This window comes from Paenibacillus faecalis, assembly GCF_900289175.1.
Taxonomy (GTDB): Bacteria; Bacillota; Bacilli; order Paenibacillales; family Paenibacillaceae; genus Paenibacillus_AQ; species Paenibacillus_AQ faecalis.
Genome location: NZ_LT985747.1, coordinates 3,721,379 through 3,736,857, shown reverse-complemented (window position 1 = coordinate 3,736,857; position 15,479 = coordinate 3,721,379). Strand labels below are relative to the sequence as shown.

The 15,479-nt window shown below is 40.0% G+C and carries 12 protein-coding genes, 1 pseudogene and 1 riboswitch; of the genes and pseudogenes, 11 read left to right on the top strand and 2 right to left on the bottom strand.

The genetic code is table 11. The annotated features are described in order from the left end of the window. Positions 1–19 precede the first annotated feature (19 nt). On the top strand, positions 20–1,519 hold the full coding sequence (rlmD, locus tag C8268_RS17550; protein WP_106768861.1) for a 23S rRNA (uracil(1939)-C(5))-methyltransferase RlmD: 1,500 nt from the start codon (positions 20–22) through the stop codon (positions 1,517–1,519). 169 nt (positions 1,520–1,688) lie between these two features. Here the strand turns inward: rlmD and C8268_RS17545 are convergent, their stop codons facing one another. Beyond that, positions 1,689–2,363, bottom strand: a complete 675-nt coding sequence (locus tag C8268_RS17545; protein WP_272939347.1) for a site-specific integrase — start codon at positions 2,361–2,363, stop codon at positions 1,689–1,691. 795 nt (positions 2,364–3,158) lie between these two features. Here C8268_RS17545 and C8268_RS17540 point away from each other — a divergent pair. The 8 genes and pseudogenes from C8268_RS17540 (at position 3,159) to C8268_RS17505 (ending at position 10,336) form a co-directional block, all read left to right on the top strand. Next, on the top strand, positions 3,159–4,154 hold the full coding sequence (locus C8268_RS17540; protein ID WP_106768859.1) for a DUF6731 family protein: 996 nt from the start codon (positions 3,159–3,161) through the stop codon (positions 4,152–4,154). Positions 4,155–4,166: 12 nt separating this feature from the next. Beyond that, entirely contained in the window at positions 4,167–4,679 is a 513-nt protein-coding gene (locus C8268_RS17535) for a hypothetical protein (protein ID WP_234032878.1), read from the top strand. Positions 4,680–5,200: 521 nt separating this feature from the next. Further along, positions 5,201–5,476: pseudogene (locus C8268_RS23610) on the top strand (recombinase family protein); the annotation flags it as partial. 441 nt (positions 5,477–5,917) lie between these two features. Beyond that, positions 5,918–6,931: a siderophore ABC transporter substrate-binding protein gene (locus tag C8268_RS17525; RefSeq protein WP_106768857.1), complete on the top strand. Its 1,014-nt coding sequence runs from the start codon at positions 5,918–5,920 to the stop codon at positions 6,929–6,931. 18 nt (positions 6,932–6,949) lie between these two features. Further along, positions 6,950–7,966 (top strand): ABC transporter permease, encoded by a 1,017-nt coding sequence (locus tag C8268_RS17520; RefSeq protein ID WP_106768856.1) that lies wholly within the window; start codon positions 6,950–6,952, stop codon positions 7,964–7,966. Then, positions 7,963–9,027, top strand: coding sequence for an iron chelate uptake ABC transporter family permease subunit (locus tag C8268_RS17515; protein WP_106768855.1), 1,065 nt, complete (start codon positions 7,963–7,965; stop codon positions 9,025–9,027). The genes C8268_RS17520 and C8268_RS17515 overlap by 4 nt, the downstream gene beginning before the upstream one ends. Next, on the top strand, positions 9,024–9,776 hold the full coding sequence (locus C8268_RS17510) for an iron ABC transporter ATP-binding protein (RefSeq protein WP_106768854.1): 753 nt from the start codon (positions 9,024–9,026) through the stop codon (positions 9,774–9,776). Before C8268_RS17515 ends, C8268_RS17510 begins: the two co-directional genes overlap by 4 nt. Positions 9,777–10,138: 362 nt before the next feature. Then, positions 10,139–10,336, top strand: coding sequence for a hypothetical protein (locus C8268_RS17505; RefSeq protein WP_106768853.1), 198 nt, complete (start codon positions 10,139–10,141; stop codon positions 10,334–10,336). A gap of 112 nt (positions 10,337–10,448) precedes the next feature. Here the strand turns inward: C8268_RS17505 and C8268_RS17500 are convergent, their stop codons facing one another. Continuing rightward, positions 10,449–11,984: a thiol-activated cytolysin family protein gene (locus C8268_RS17500; RefSeq protein ID WP_106768852.1), complete on the bottom strand. Its 1,536-nt coding sequence runs from the start codon at positions 11,982–11,984 to the stop codon at positions 10,449–10,451. A 271-nt stretch (positions 11,985–12,255) separates the two neighbouring features. Between C8268_RS17500 and C8268_RS17495 the strand changes: the two genes are divergently transcribed. Both C8268_RS17495 and C8268_RS17490 read left to right on the top strand, forming a co-directional pair. Then, positions 12,256–13,245, top strand: coding sequence for a tRNA dihydrouridine synthase (locus C8268_RS17495; protein ID WP_106768851.1), 990 nt, complete (start codon positions 12,256–12,258; stop codon positions 13,243–13,245). An 86-nt stretch (positions 13,246–13,331) separates the two neighbouring features. Next, complete coding sequence (locus tag C8268_RS17490; RefSeq protein ID WP_106768850.1) at positions 13,332–14,387, top strand: C45 family autoproteolytic acyltransferase/hydrolase; 1,056 nt, start codon at positions 13,332–13,334, stop codon at positions 14,385–14,387. 903 nt (positions 14,388–15,290) lie between these two features. Further along, positions 15,291–15,381, top strand: a riboswitch (cyclic di-GMP riboswitch). Positions 15,382–15,479 lie beyond the last annotated feature (98 nt).

Here is a 15,479-nt window from a genome sequence, read left to right as displayed (position 1 = left end):
AAGAAGTGAATAGCACATCGTGAAAAAGAAACGCAGCGGCCGAGGAACGAGCCGTGACAATAAGGCTTCGGCAGCTATTGCAGGGTTACCGGTGGCCAAAAACGACGAAGTTATTATCGACATCATGGGTATGAACCATGACGGAGAAGGAGTAGGCCGCGCGGACGGCTACACGCTGTTCGTGCAGGGAGCATTGCCGGGTGAGAAAGCCCGCGTGAAGGTGCTCAAAACCAAGAAGCAGTATGGTTACGCCAAGCTGTTGGAGCTTGTGGAGACAAGCCCGAATCGGATCACGGCCCCGTGCCCGATTTACAACCAATGCGGAGGCTGCCAGCTGCAGCATATGGACTATGCCGCCCAGCTGGAGTGGAAACGCCAGCTTGTGGTGGACAATCTGGAGCGGATCGGGAAGCTGCAGGTGCAGGGTGGAACGGCTGAAGTGGGGATGAAAGATGAGTTCAGGGAGCAAAGCACATCTGAATATAGCAATGAAGGGGTTATTGTGCATCCAACGCTCGGTATGAGTGAGCCTTGGCGTTACCGCAACAAGTCACAGGTGCCGATCGGTGTAACCGAAGGCGGACTGGTTGGCGGATTTTATGCCCGCGGCAGTCACCGTATTATTGATATGGAGACATGTCTGATTCAGCACGAACAGAACGACGCTGTCGTCAGCCGTGTCAAGGCCATCGGACGGAAGCTTGGCATTACCGCATATAATGAAGAAACCGGCCAAGGCCTGCTTCGCCATGTTGTCGTAAAGATCGGTTTTGCGACCGGTGAAATGATGATTGTTCTTGTGACCAATGGGGATCGCATTCCGCAAGTGGATGAATGGATTGCGGAGATCCGAAAAGAACTTCCGGCAGTGGTGAGCATCTGCCAGAATATCAATACACGTCAGACGAATGTGATCTTTGGGGATGTGACCCGTGTCCTGTGGGGACGTGAGGTTATCCATGACTATATCGGTGACGTGAAGTTTGCCATCTCTGCGCGTTCGTTCTATCAGGTGAACCCGGCACAGACTGAGATTTTGTATGGAAAAACGGTTGAATATGCCGGGCTGACCGGCAATGAGACGGTGATCGATGCCTACTGCGGCATCGGTACGATCTCTTTGTTCCTGGCGCAGCACGCCAAGAAGGTGTATGGCGTCGAGATTGTCAAAGAAGCCATCGAGGATGCACGCTCGAATGCTGAACTAAACGGCATGAAGCATGTAGAGTTCGAAGTTGGCGCATCCGAGGATGTGATTCCGCGCTGGAAAGCACAGGGCGTTGAAGTGGATGTGATCGTAGTAGACCCGCCACGCAAGGGCTGCGATCCCCGCTTGTTGGAGACGATCCTTGAGATGCAGCCGGAGCGGGTAGTGTATGTGAGCTGTAATCCATCGACGCTGGCGAGGGATTTAAGAGTGCTTGAGGATGGTGGATACCGGGCTGTGGAGGTGCAGCCAGTGGATATGTTTCCACATACGACACATATCGAAAACGTCGCTTTGCTTGTTAGAAATTAATACAGTCTTATAAACCCTTTTGTAATAAGGCTTTTAACGATGAAACAGGTTTCCGAAATTGATTATAACAGTGGAGAAAACAGTCATTTGATGTGAAGTTGATGTGAAAATGCTAATCAAAGACCGGTAAATAGTGATAATTCGACTGAAAAAAAGACACTTTCAGCATTCAGCCGAGTGTCTTTTTTTCTTGCTTTTCTTTACGAGAACTAAACAGAAAATCAAATTTTTCGGCAGCTGCTTGATCGGCTGATCGGAGGGAGTGACCATAAATGTTCATTGTGGTTGTGATGTTACCGTGACCCAATCGCTCTGAAATGATCTTAGCATGAACACCCTGGTTAATAAGTAGCGTTGCTGAGGTGTGGCGCAGATCATGAAAGCGAATATAGCGCATTCCGTTCTTCTTAATGAACTGTCTGAACCACAGATAAGGGCGTTTATGGTGGAATGGTGTTCCATCTACATGAGAGAAGATAAAGTTCCATTCCCGGCCTTCCCGATCCTTGCCGTTCCATGCATCCTTCAGCTTATCGCGTTCCTTTACCCTGGAGGCATAGTATTCACGTAATTCTTCCAAAACAGAGCCAGGTATAGACACTTTACGCTGAGTATTTTTGGTCTTAGGCTCTTTTACTATGATTTCGCCTTTTAGGGCTTGTACCAGCGTTTGGGACACATCAATAACGTCAGTTTTCCAGTCTATATGCTTCCACTCTAAATCGAGAAGCTCTCCGCGTCTCATTCCCGTTGTTAGAGCCCAGGTAACCATCATTCTCCAATGGTAGGGTTCATTTTCAAGCGCCTGGAGCAGCTGAGAAACCTCTTGTTCGTCATAGGGAATTATTCTCTATGCCGATGACCTTGAGCTTCTTCACTGACGCTACCGGATTAGATTTAATGATCTTCCACTCCACAGCTCGGGAGAAAATGTTCTTCAATACTCGGTGGTTTATTTGTATTGTACCTGAGGATAATCCGCCACTCTTGTTATCCCCCTCTGCCGCCATCTTGCCCTAGGCTTTCCAGAAGGTCCACAATATGCAGCGGCTTGATGTCTTCCAGTTTCATGTGTTCCAAAAGTTGGAAGGGTGCGTTTCTTTAAATGAGATTCATAAGCGATCCGTGTCTTATGCTCCAGTTGCTTCACAGAATATTTAGAACGCCATTCTTTAACAAAAGCATCGAAGGTCCTTGAAAAGAAACTATCGATTGATGAGCTTCAAAAAGAAATAGTCAATATTGGACCCAACAACAGGGGATATTGAGACAAGTAGAAACACTGGAGACTCAATATAACTACCTGGAAAGTGCAGCAGGTGAAGTGCAACGGATATTGGATGTGCTGTAGAGTCGCCTCTTGTTCCCTAAATGTAGTGTAATCCGATGGCATGGGTAAAGAATAACCTTGCTGGCTTAAGCTGGTGGAGTTGTTTTTTGTTTATAGAAAAAAATGATCTTATTAGTAGGAAAAAAGTTGTTTTTTATCACTTGAAGTACTATAATTCAATATATAGGAACTTATGTTCGGTTTTTATTCGTTAGTTCTTTTTGCTTAGGTAGTAAGTTTCATTTTTAAAAGGTTATTGCCTCCTTTTGTAGAATATTGTAGATAGTAAATATTAAGGAGGTTATACATATGGCGAGAAAACACGTGCGCTTTAATTATTTTGAAGTCAAGCTAGTTCCAGCAAAAGAAGCATTTAAAAAGCAGATTACGGACCCGGACGGTGATGATCATACATTCTCATCAGCGGACCTTTGGAATATGACAAGTTTTTTAGAATATATTGATTCTAAAAAAGATAACTTCGATACATCTGTATTATTAGGTGATGAAGTGGGTGAAGTTGAACCAGGTTCAATAATTTACACAGATAAATATAAAACTTATGGCTTTCAGCTTTCAAAACTGGTTGAAACGAACATACCTTCTAAAAAGAAAATAGGTAGAATAAAAGAGGAGATAATGCTTGAAGATGATGAATTTATAGGTCACTTTGTTACGATTATTTATGACAAAACACTTAATGTGGTGATGGTTCAATCGAATTTATATGGATTGAGCACAGTTCAAATTGAACAGTATCTTACTGAGCTAAGATTAAAGTATTTGGAAGAAATTGGTTGCGGGAATGAAGAGGTGCTGGCCGTTAGATTAACCCCTATTCTGGACCATAGTAAATTAAAGACTGCCTTGCAAGCAGACTATTATAGAAAACTAAAAATAAAGGGATCAGACATATCTCTAGATTCCGCTCTAGATGGAAGTAGCATGATTAGTGATGCCCGGCGAACGCTTTTCAAAATGAAAGGTGTGAATATAGAAATAACGGTTTCGCTTGGAGTAACAGAAAAAACAGCATCTTTAGATGAAGAAGAGGTACGAGAGGTGCTCAAAGAATTTCAAAAAATCAATCCCGATCAAAGACCTAAGATTGAATTAACAATGAAAGAATACGAAGAGGCACCCATTGAAGTTATAAATTTAATAGAACCACGAATGACTGACCGCCTTTCTTTGGAAGTAGAGCCAAGAAAAACAATTGGTCATGGGTTTCTACATGACAAAATGCTCGAAAAATATATTCAACGAAAGTCGGATATTAGGAGAGTACTAGGAATAATAGAATAGAAGGTGATATAGTTGTCCGATAATCAGCAACCCATAACAGAGAAGATATTTGAAAAAATTGAAGATCTTTGGATTAAGTATTCCATTTTTATCTGTATTGGACTGGGGATATTATCGGGTGTTTTACATTACTTCGGATTCCTTACTAACGTCAGAACTCTTGCTGGTAATGTTGTTAACTTTGCATCCATTGTGGTTGGTGTAACAGGAGTATTCTTAACGCTCGTAATAACACTTCAAGAAAGTCCTGCGTTTTCTCGGCTTAAAGAGTTTTTTCCGGCATTTCAAAAGAGTTTATATCTAGGACTTAAAAGTCAAATTTCTTACGGTCTGTTAGTAGTGATTCTATCTATAGTTATTACTGCGTTACCTCCAGCTCCATTCAAAATACTAGCATCTATAGGGGTTTGCATTTGGTTTTTCTTTTTTTGGAAAATGTCGCTAGGGGCGTTTTATATAGTGAAACTTATTACAGATATAATTGTGAAAAATTTCGAGATACCAAAAAGAAAGTCGAGAAGATAAATATTGAATTCAATAAAAGACCTTATCGGCTACATGCTGGTAGGGTCTGTTTGGGTCTGTTTATTTTTGTTGATAAACGAAATATGATCGCATGTGATTCAAACTTATGTTTGTACTAAGAGGTGCAACATGCTAGCCAATCCAGCAAGAAAACTCCATCGAATCCTTCTCAACTACCCATTGCACCGCCAAGCCGTATGCTGATCTTTAAGATGCTAGAAGCCAAAACAGGCTACACACGAAATGAAATCATGCGCAGCCTACACATCTCCACGATCATGGGTTTATAAATTGGCTGGATAAAACTGCAACAACCGGCATTATCGTACTCAAAAAAGGTAACGATCGACATCCAGCCCGAGCGGCAATCACTGGATAGGCTACTAAGTCCACGGGTACGTTAAAGCCGCCCTCAGTAGTAAAGCAAGAAAAGGCGAGTTCAAGGGTTCGGTTCCGCCTTATGGGTATAGGTTGAATAGCGAAAAACTGTTCTTGCGGGAGACGACACTCCCAAAAATGTCAAGCGGATATTCCGAATGTACTTAGAAGGGAAAGGATTCGATGCAATCGCACGTACTTTGACCCGTGAAGGATGTCCAACACCTGCCCAATTCATCGGTAAGAAAAAAGCAGGGCTATACTGGCAAGGTACTTCTATTAAGAAAATCTTGACTAACCATCATTATGTTGTGATTTGGTTCAAGGAAGGCAGACAACAGTTAGCGTCACGTCAAAGGTACGTGAAGAAATTCCAAGAGATAAGCAAATCATTACTGAAAACGCCCACCAAGCCATAATTTCAAGAGAAGATTTTGTCAGTAATTGATGCTAATTTAAAGGCTTCTGCTCACTTGCGGCGGAAGCCTATTTGTATCCAAAGAAAGTATATCTAGAAATAACATCTGAATAAAGCTAAAGCTCGGCCGATGCCACAGATTTTCAAAGGTAATTTATCGAGCTCGCTCGATAAAATCTGGGCGCAAATACGCCAAGGGGATTTAATAGAATTAAAGCTATAAAAGAATAGTTGACACTATTTTTTTAATTGGTATATACTTGGATAGGATATTGAAAATGATAATCATTATCGTTTGTGTTTTTTATGTGGTCGCTGTACACGATGTGAAATAGAGATAATTTCTATTTTAATCACGCATGAAAATATAACATAGATATGAATTTATCAATTCAATAATCTGTTTGTATAAAAAGCTTACATAAGGAAAGAGGTATGAGAGATGGGGAAATTTAAATTAACTGCTATCATAGCAATTTTTGCTATGATGCTCGTAGCTTGCTCAAATCCAAATAATGAAGCTGGTAAAACAGAAAGTAATGGGCAAGCCAATGGTTCTACTGAAGCTTCGACGGTTGAAATCACTGATATTCATGGAACGGTTACGGTTCCTGTAAATCCAAAGAAAGTAGTTTCTTTGGATAGTAGATCGTTTGAAACTTTAGCTAATTGGGATATTGAATTAGTGGCTGCTCCAAAGGATGTAATGCCTGCGGACTCACCGTATGTAAAAGATGATTCAGTTCAAAATATTGGAAATCACCGTGAACCCAATCTTGAAATTTTAGCAGCAGCAGACCCTGAACTTGTAATTATCGGTCAAAGATTTGCTGGCTATTATGAAGAGATAAAAAAATTAGTACCAAATGCAGCTGTTATTGATCTTAATTTTGATGTCTCCGAGGAAGCTGATAAACCTGGAGAAAACTTAGTAAATGGACTAAAGGATACGACAATTACTTTGGGAAAAATCTTTGATAAAAATAAAGAGGCTGAACAATTGACAGCTGATTTTGATAAAGCGATCGAAGGCGCTAAATCTGCATATAATGGAACGGATACAGTGATGAGTGTTATTGTTTCTGGTGGAAATATTGGTTTTTCAGCTCCTAATTCTGGACGTGTTTGGGGACCCATGTATGAGATCTTCGGATGGGCTCCAGCATTAGAAGTTGACAAATCTTCTTCAGATCATCAAGGTGATGAAGTTTCTGTTGAAGCTATTGCACAAAGTAATCCTGATTGGCTTTTCGTACTAGATCGCGATGCTGCTGTATCTTCTGAAAAGGATGCCGTTCCTGCTCAGGATGTTATTGATAATTCACCTGCTCTTCAAAATACAACGGCTGTTTCTGAAGGACAGATCGTGTATGCACCAAATGACACTTACACCAACGAATCCATCCAAACTTATATAGAGTTATTTGAAAACCTTGCAAATACTTTAGCTAAGTAGGTAAAGGAGCATAATATAGTGTCGAAGAATGTAATTGCCGGGGTTGAGAACGATTCTCAACCCCGTCTTTATAAGCACAATAGGATATGGACAAAATCTTTTGTATTAGCGGTTATCGTTGTTATTATTTTAAGCATTATATCACTGTTTACTGGAGTTTATGATATACGCGGACAACAGGATGGAATGGATATGTTTTTCATCACTCGTGTTCCAAGAACAGCTGCACTAATGCTTACTGGAGCTGCCATGTCCATGGCAGGACTCGTAATGCAACTGATTACACAGAATCGTTTAGTTGAACCTACCACAACAGGAACGATTGAATGGGCAGGTTTGGGACTTCTTTTTGTCTACTTATTATTTCCTGCACCAACTTTAGCTCTAAGAATGACGGGTGCAATCATTTTTTCTTTTATAGGAACAATGATTTTCTTTTTGTTTTTAAGAAGAGTTAAACTTCGTTCGTCTTTAATTGTCCCGATTATTGGGTTGATGCTTGGAGCAGTCATTTCTGCGGTCTCTACTTTTATGGGACTCCTTTTTCAAATGACGCAAAATATTGAAACTTGGTTTGTAGGTTCCTTTACGCCAGTCCAAGTTGGAAGATATGAATATTTGTGGATAATCGTTATAGTCACTATTCTTATTTTTATGTATGCTAATAAATTGACTTTGGCTGGGCTAGGGGAAGATGTTGCAACAAGTCTTGGAGTGAATTACAATAGGATCGTTCTTTTGGGTACTGGCCTTATTTCTCTTGCTGTTGGAATTGTTGCAGCTGTTATTGGAAACTTGCCTTTTTTAGGGTTAATTGTCCCCAATATTGTTTCCATGTTCAGGGGAGATGATCTTAGAAGTAATCTGCCCTGGGTATGTGTGATAGGAATGGGGACGATAACGGTTTGTGATATCATTTCTCGAACCATTATCATGCCTTTTGAAGTACCTGTTTCTTTAATACTCGGAACACTGGGTTCCGTCGTTTTTATTGCTATTCTATTGAGACAAAGAAAGCCAAGGAGGCTAAGATGAACGCATTGAAATATAGAAATAGAGAAAATGCCGGAATCGATTTTAGCCTTCATAGTGAAAATAGATCAGCTAGAGCTTTTCGATCTAAGAAAGAAGAAAAACGTTATTGGATTTTGCTGATAACATTGATTGCTTTAGGCGCTTTTGCTTCTTATGGACTTTTAGTTTATAACAATCCAGTTCCAGTAGATTCTCCTTCGTTCATCCCAGTTGTTAGAAGAAGGATAGAAGCTCTTATTGCAATGGTTATTGCTGCAGTTTGTCAAAGTCTGTCGACAGTTGCTTTCCAATCGATTACGAATAATCGGATTATAACCCCTTCACTTTTAGGCTTTGAATCACTTTACTCAACAATTCATACGGGGACTATATTTTTCTTTGGTGCGGGTGCATTGATAAGTTTTAGTGGTACTGGACCATTTATTTTACAGGTTGTTGTAATGGTCTTGATGAGTTTGATCCTTTATGGGTGGCTGCTTTCAGGAAAGTATGGGAATTTGCAGCTTATGCTTTTGATTGGAATTATTATCGGAGTAGGGCTGAATTCGGTGTCAACTTTTATGAGGAGACTTCTTGCGCCGTCTGAATTCGATATTTTACAGGCAAGATTGTTTGGTTCAGTCAATAATGCGGATTCTGCTTATTATCCTATTGTCATTCCAATGGTAATCATCGTAGCCATATTACTTCTCGCTAATTCTAAGAAATTAAATGTATTGTCACTTGGAAGGGATGTCTCTACTTCTTTTGGAGTTAAACATCAAGCTAGTATCATTTATACGCTTATATTAGTTTCTGTTTTAATGTCTATTTCAACGGCTTTGATTGGACCCCTTACTTTCTATGGATTTTTAGTTGCCATTTTGAGTTATCAAGCGGCACCAACTTATGATCACAGATATATTTTCCCAATGGCTCTTGCTATAGGATTTTTGATAATAACGGGTGCATACTTTTTTATGTATCATGTATTCAATGCTCAAGGTGTAGTTTCCGTTATTATTGAACTGTTTGGTGGAATAACATTCTTAATTGTGATTTTAAGGAAGAGGGCTTTATGATAAAGATTGATAATGTTAAAAAGTTGTATACGGATGAGGTAAAAATAGGCCCTTTGAATATTGAAATACCCAAGGCTGGTTTTACTTCTTTAATTGGACCCAATGGTGCTGGAAAGTCTACGACGCTTTTGATGATTGGAAGGCTTTTGGATCTAGATGAGGGCCAAATTAGTGTCGCAAATATGGATATTTCTGAAACTAAATCAAAAGACTTAGCGAAAATTGTAACTATTTTGCGACAAGAAAATCATTTTGTAACGAGGCTTACGGTTAGACAACTAGCGGGCTTTGGACGTTTTCCTTATTCAAAGGGAAGATTGACTAAAGAGGATGAGGCTATTATTTCTAAATATATCGATTTTTTAGACTTGACTGATCTAGAAAACAGATATTTAGATGAGCTTTCAGGTGGTCAAAGGCAAAGGGCATATGTAGCCATGGTTTTGTGCCAAGAAACGGAATATGTGCTTTTGGACGAGCCTTTGAACAATCTTGATGTTGCTCGTTCTGTTCAAATGATGGAGCATTTGAGGCTTGCTGCTAATGAATTTGAAAGAACAATTCTGACGGTTATGCATGATATCAATTTTGCAGCCAAATATTCGGATAGAATTTGTGCGATGAAAGATGGACAAATATGCGCTTTTGGAACAGTCGAAGAGATTATGGATGGAGAACTTTTGACCGATATTTTTGAAACGAAAATAGAAATTCTCGATGGTCCTTATGGGCCAATAGCGATTTATTAGTTATAGAAAATTGAGACTATAAAAGGGTTAAAATATTGGCCGTTTCCGGGGATTCATAAGGGAACGGTCGTTTAGTTTTTTTCGAAAGTGGTCGTGGTAGGGTTGACGCCCTAATAGCTAGAATGGCAAGAATAAAAAGACCGTGGTCAGCGAGTACGGGGGGCAGGAGATCATAGTCCCTCGAAGATCGGCTGGCCTCTTCAAGGTATCTACGCAGTCTTATATATGGATGCGATCCACTTTCTCCTGACTAAAACCCTGTTTAAGGAAAAAAACCTTTTACAACCACTGTCAGTACGTTATAATACAATCACCAGAAAGCTTGAGTCGCTGATCAAAGAATAGATATGGGAGGTATGGTCATGGTCAATCGCAAAAGAAATATGATTTCCATAGCCCTAAGCACGGCTCTAGTCGTGTCTGTGTTGGTTACAGGCAGCACAGTCTATGCCCAAAGTAAAACAACAGTTTCAGCACCGGCTCAGTCTGATACAAATCAGACTTCGTTAGAGTTGGCGAAGACAGCAGGAGATAAAAAGGTTGAAGTTGTTAAAGCATGATTGTTGTGAATTTTGAATGATTCGATCAGTTGTTCATTTGAATGAGGAGTAAGAAAAAAGAGAAACGGCTGAAGCCCTTGATAAAAAGGGTTTCAGCCGTTTATGTTCACAACTAATTTAATGTAATACTACCTGTTGGGTTTAATGTCGTTCCTCCAATTTCAACTTTAATTTCACTAGATAATGGAACATTGTACTCATCGATAACGGTTCTCCACCACTCCCAAGCAAGCCCGGTACATTCTCTTGCAACAATCCTTATATTTTTTGCATTAGGTGGCAGAGGAATGACTGTCGTGAAAGGAGCTGTTCTGTCTTGGTTGCTTCCTTCCCACGTTTTATGTGTTAGTACTTCTTCACCGTTTTCATCAAATGAAACTTCATCCCAGGATACATCAAATTGAGCGACATACCAGCCATAATGACCAAGCGATATTTTACCTTTAGAATATTCTGTAGCTGTAGTCTCAATATAATCTGTATTGTTATGAACGGCTGCAATTGCATTATCTTTTAAGAAAACACTTGTATATGAAATTGGATATGCTGGGTTCTTTAGGCTAAATTCCGCATTATCTTTAATAATATTAAGGATTTCATTAAAGTCTTTTGTAACGACCTTGTTATGCTTTTGTGAATCTCCGCCTAATACTACTGCTGTAAAGGAACTGTCTTCGAAAATATCCTTGTACTCAGAATTCGCTTCTGCACTGGCAGTATTCTGAAGTAAGGCTTTAAATGCTGCTTGTACGTCTTTGCTCTTAGAGGTTGTTTCTAATTTTACATAAATGGTTCTGCCATAAGCTACATTTGATACCATAACAGGTGGGGATTGATCACTTACCCCTTTACGTTTTAAATCATTAAAAGTTACACTATCAGCAAAAAGATCTGATGGATCGTTAGGTAGTTCAGCGCTTACCGTATAAAATATTTGTTTATATGCCGCCACCATCACTTTTTTCTCTCCATTAGCAATCGCATCAAAGTCAATTCCTAATGTAGAATCAAGGTAGTTAGCGTTAACGCTCAGAGCACTTCCAATTTGAGATTTGCTATAAACCATTGATTCTGCATACTGCAATCGCGCAGGTAAAGTATGTGTTGCCGAATACTTATCGCTCCATTTAGATACAAGCTCATCTATTGCTCCTGACACATTACCGTATGTTGGATTATCCACAGTAATTGAATTTTCATTTTTCAAACCTGGTAAATCAATACTAATAGTCAAAGGTTTTCTTGGCGCCATTAATATACTAGGTTTATTTTCTGCAAAAGATTGATTTGCCAGTTGTAATGCTCCTGGGTAAGACCGACTAGCCATAGAGTCAATAATTGAAATATCTACTGGGGAAGTCGAAAGTGACTTTTTGTTACGTTCTACGACTACAAACTTACCATTTGAATGCATTCCTTCTTTTGGAATGAAACTATCTATCTCATCACCACTTACAGCTAAAATATCGTTATTATTATAGTCTAAGTTGGCTATACCAGTATTAATGTCATTGGCATTGCTTGTTTCACTGGCTTTACTAGAATCAACTGTATCGGCAAAGGAGGTAACTGGTAAGTTTACAGTGGCGAGAATAACAGATAAGCAAGCGATTAATTTTAAAATTTTAGTATGATTTCGGATCTTCATAAAGATGTCCCCCTTTGAGATGTGAGTATAACGTCAATCAGATATGCTCACGTTACATATTTTTTGAAATTCTAACTATACTAACTATATCGGTAGTTTCCATAATAAACTTTAGAATGAACTAGAAGTGTATGCTCTGAGCACACCTTAAAGGTTGTTCGTACTGTCCTTTTGGACTGCTTCTCTCGGGGTTATGATATATTTATAAATAAGTTAGTTTTACCACTACGGGATAAGGATTTATCCTGATATTCATAGAGAGGTTTTTGATATGACAAAACATTTTTGGCGTGATTTACCACGACCTTTTTTTATACTGGCGCCCATGGAAGATGTGACGGATGTTGTTTTTCGCCATGTCGTAAGTGAGGCAGCCAGACCGGATGTGTTTTTTACGGAGTTTGCGAATACAGAGAGTTATTGTCACCCGGAGGGGAACCATAGTGTGCGCGGGCGGTTGACTTTTACAGAGGATGAACAGCCCATTGTAGCTCATATTTGGGGAGATAAGCCGGAATACTTTCGTCAAATGAGCATCGGTATGGCGAAAGAAGGCTTCAAAGGCATCGATATTAATATGGGTTGTCCTGTAGCGAATGTAGCGGAGAATGGGAAGGGGAGCGGATTGATCTGCCGTCCGGAGGTTGCAGCGGATATCATCCAGGCCGCGAAAGCCGGGGGCCTGCCCGTCAGTGTAAAAACAAGGTTAGGTTTTAATGCCTTAGACGAATGGCGCGACTGGTTAACTCATATTTTGAAGCAAGACATTGTGAATCTGTCCATTCATCTGCGGACAAGAGAGGAAATGAGTAAAGTAGCTGCTCATTGGGAACTGATTCCGGAGATTAAGAAGCTTCGTGATGAGGTGGCACCAGATACACTGCTGACCATTAACGGGGATATCCCTGACCGTCAGACCGGCCTCAAGCTCGCTGAACAATACGGTGTGGATGGGATTATGATTGGGCGCGGTATTTTTCAAAATCCGTTTGCTTTTGAGAAGGAACCGAAGGATCACAGTAGTAGGGAATTGCTTGATTTACTGCGGCTGCATCTGGATCTTCATGATAAATATTCGGCATTGGTTCCACGTTCGTTCAGCCCTCTTACTCGATTCTTTAAAATATATGTCCGTGGATTTCGAGGGGCAAGTGAATTAAGAAATCGCTTAATGAATGCAAAGTCAACCAGTGAAGTGCGTGCGTTGCTCGATGAATTTGGAAAAAGGGAGCATGATGAGTCGGAGGAGCATGGAAACTAATTTGCCAAGTTTGTAGAAAAAATCGACAATTGCGGTTATTAGTTAATCCATCAGTGGGCATGATCCCCTATAACGAGGTGATTATTTTGAATCATTTTTATAGCGATATCATTCAGTTTAAAGGTAATCATTATGATTTCGGCTTTATGCAAGGGGAGATCTTAAAGGAATCCCCGATACTGACTAACCGTAAAAAGCAGTATGCTAAATCGAGGAAACGTCATTTTAATATTAATAAAGAAGAAGCAATCCAGCTATTCTCGAAATTTATTCCTAGTATGTTGGATGAACTTCATGGGTTAGCGGACGCACTGAACTGGTCAATCGAGGACTCTCTAACAGAATTTGGAGGGTATTATGTTGATTATGAGCAAAGTGGCTGTTCTATTTTAACCGGTTCAAAATATTTGATTCGGAATTATGATAGTCATCCTGGCTATTATGAAGGAAGATATACCATATATAATCCAACAGATGCGGGTTATGCTGTTATAGGCCCTTCGATGCAAATAACGGGACGTACCGATGGCATGAATGAAAAAGGACTTGTCATGGGCTATAACTTCATTAACAGGATTGACTCTGGAAATGGATTTGTCTGTAATATGATTGGCCGTATTATTTTAGAAACTTGTGCTAATGTAGGTGAAGCGATTTCTTTATTGAAGGAGATTCCACATCGAACGTCATTTAGTTATGTGCTTTTAGATCCGAGCGGTGAAACGTTTGTTGTCGAAGCTTCACCAAGAAAGGTAGTAGCAAGAAAGTCGAATATTAGTACGAATCATTTTGAACTATTGACAGAAGAAAATCGCTATCATATGGATGATTCTGTGAGAAGATTTAATGAATTGAAAAAACAAAAAAGCTTGGACCCAGATATATATGAGGCATATCGAATATTAAATGATAAAGAAAAGGATGTATTTTCCAACAAATATGCTGTTTCGGCTGGAACGATACATACATCTGCTTATATTCCAAGTGAAAGGAAAGCTTTATTCGCAATTGGTGGAAATCGAATGCCCGTTATCTTTGACTTTGATCGATATTTGGAAGGTCAGAAAATTAATATTAAGCAAATAAGGGGAGTTCTTGATTTTGATACACCATTTGTTAATATGGATGGATCAATGTCATAGTCACAAGACAGCGAGAATTCGGTCTATCATCACTTTTCAAGTGACCCCAATTAACCAATTATCGACAAGTTACCTTTTTTCTGATCGCAGCAATAATAAATGAAGCAACGAGAATAAAACCGCAGCATCCCTTTAAGGGACTGCGGTTTTATTGGTTTTTGGCGAGAATACATTCTGCGAATATCAAGCCTTACCTCACAGGATGCCGATTTTCGAAAAAGCAGTCCGATATGTACGGGCGGAAAAGATTTTTCTTTATCGGAATCGTGCTGTTTACCGCTGCAAGTGATGGACAAGATCAGCTCAGCCTGGATCGCTTCCGATGGATCATGTTTTTTTGCAGGCGCAGATCCCGGTTTTGCTTCTCGCTTGTGTCGGTGTCCATGATGGGGGCAGGACCGCATGTAGTTCGCTCAGGTTCCGTCCTCTACTGGCACGAACGGACAACTCAAAAAAACAGATTTTTGTAAAAACTAAAATGCGATGATGGATCAGCCGATATAAATTAGGAGCCAGGAGTACATTCTGATCGAAGAGCAGGCCTGGCGACTCAAGCAGCTGATCCCATGTCAGCGCGTATGGCTCTATTGGCGTGGATGATTCACATCTCCTGTATCGAAAGAGGTCGATCGGTCGTACCGTCTTTCGATTCTTCCATGGGCTGATTCATATAAGCTTGCGTTTGCTCCGTCAACCGATACAAAAACGACTTTTCAAATTCCTACGATGAATGAGATTTTACTCCGTTTTATGGAATTAACAGTAAGTTAGTGCTGAAAGTACACGCAATGTTCATCGTTCTTTTTCCCGTTTGTGGATCTCAAGTTCAGGGATATAGACACTTTCATTGCTGTTTAATCATATAAATTACCTATGCGAAAGACTAATTATGGTATATATTAATTTCATTTTTGGTAAACCTCATCGAAAGAGAGGGACACAAAGCTAGAGGGGCTTCAAGCGCAATCTTGCGCCATGCCAGCCAGCTGCCGAATAACGTTTTCGTTATTTGAGCTCGCTCTGCTTTCAATCAGTAGGGTTTTTTGTCGTTCAGGTCTCATTTACAACTAAGATAACGCAAAGGAAAGATGT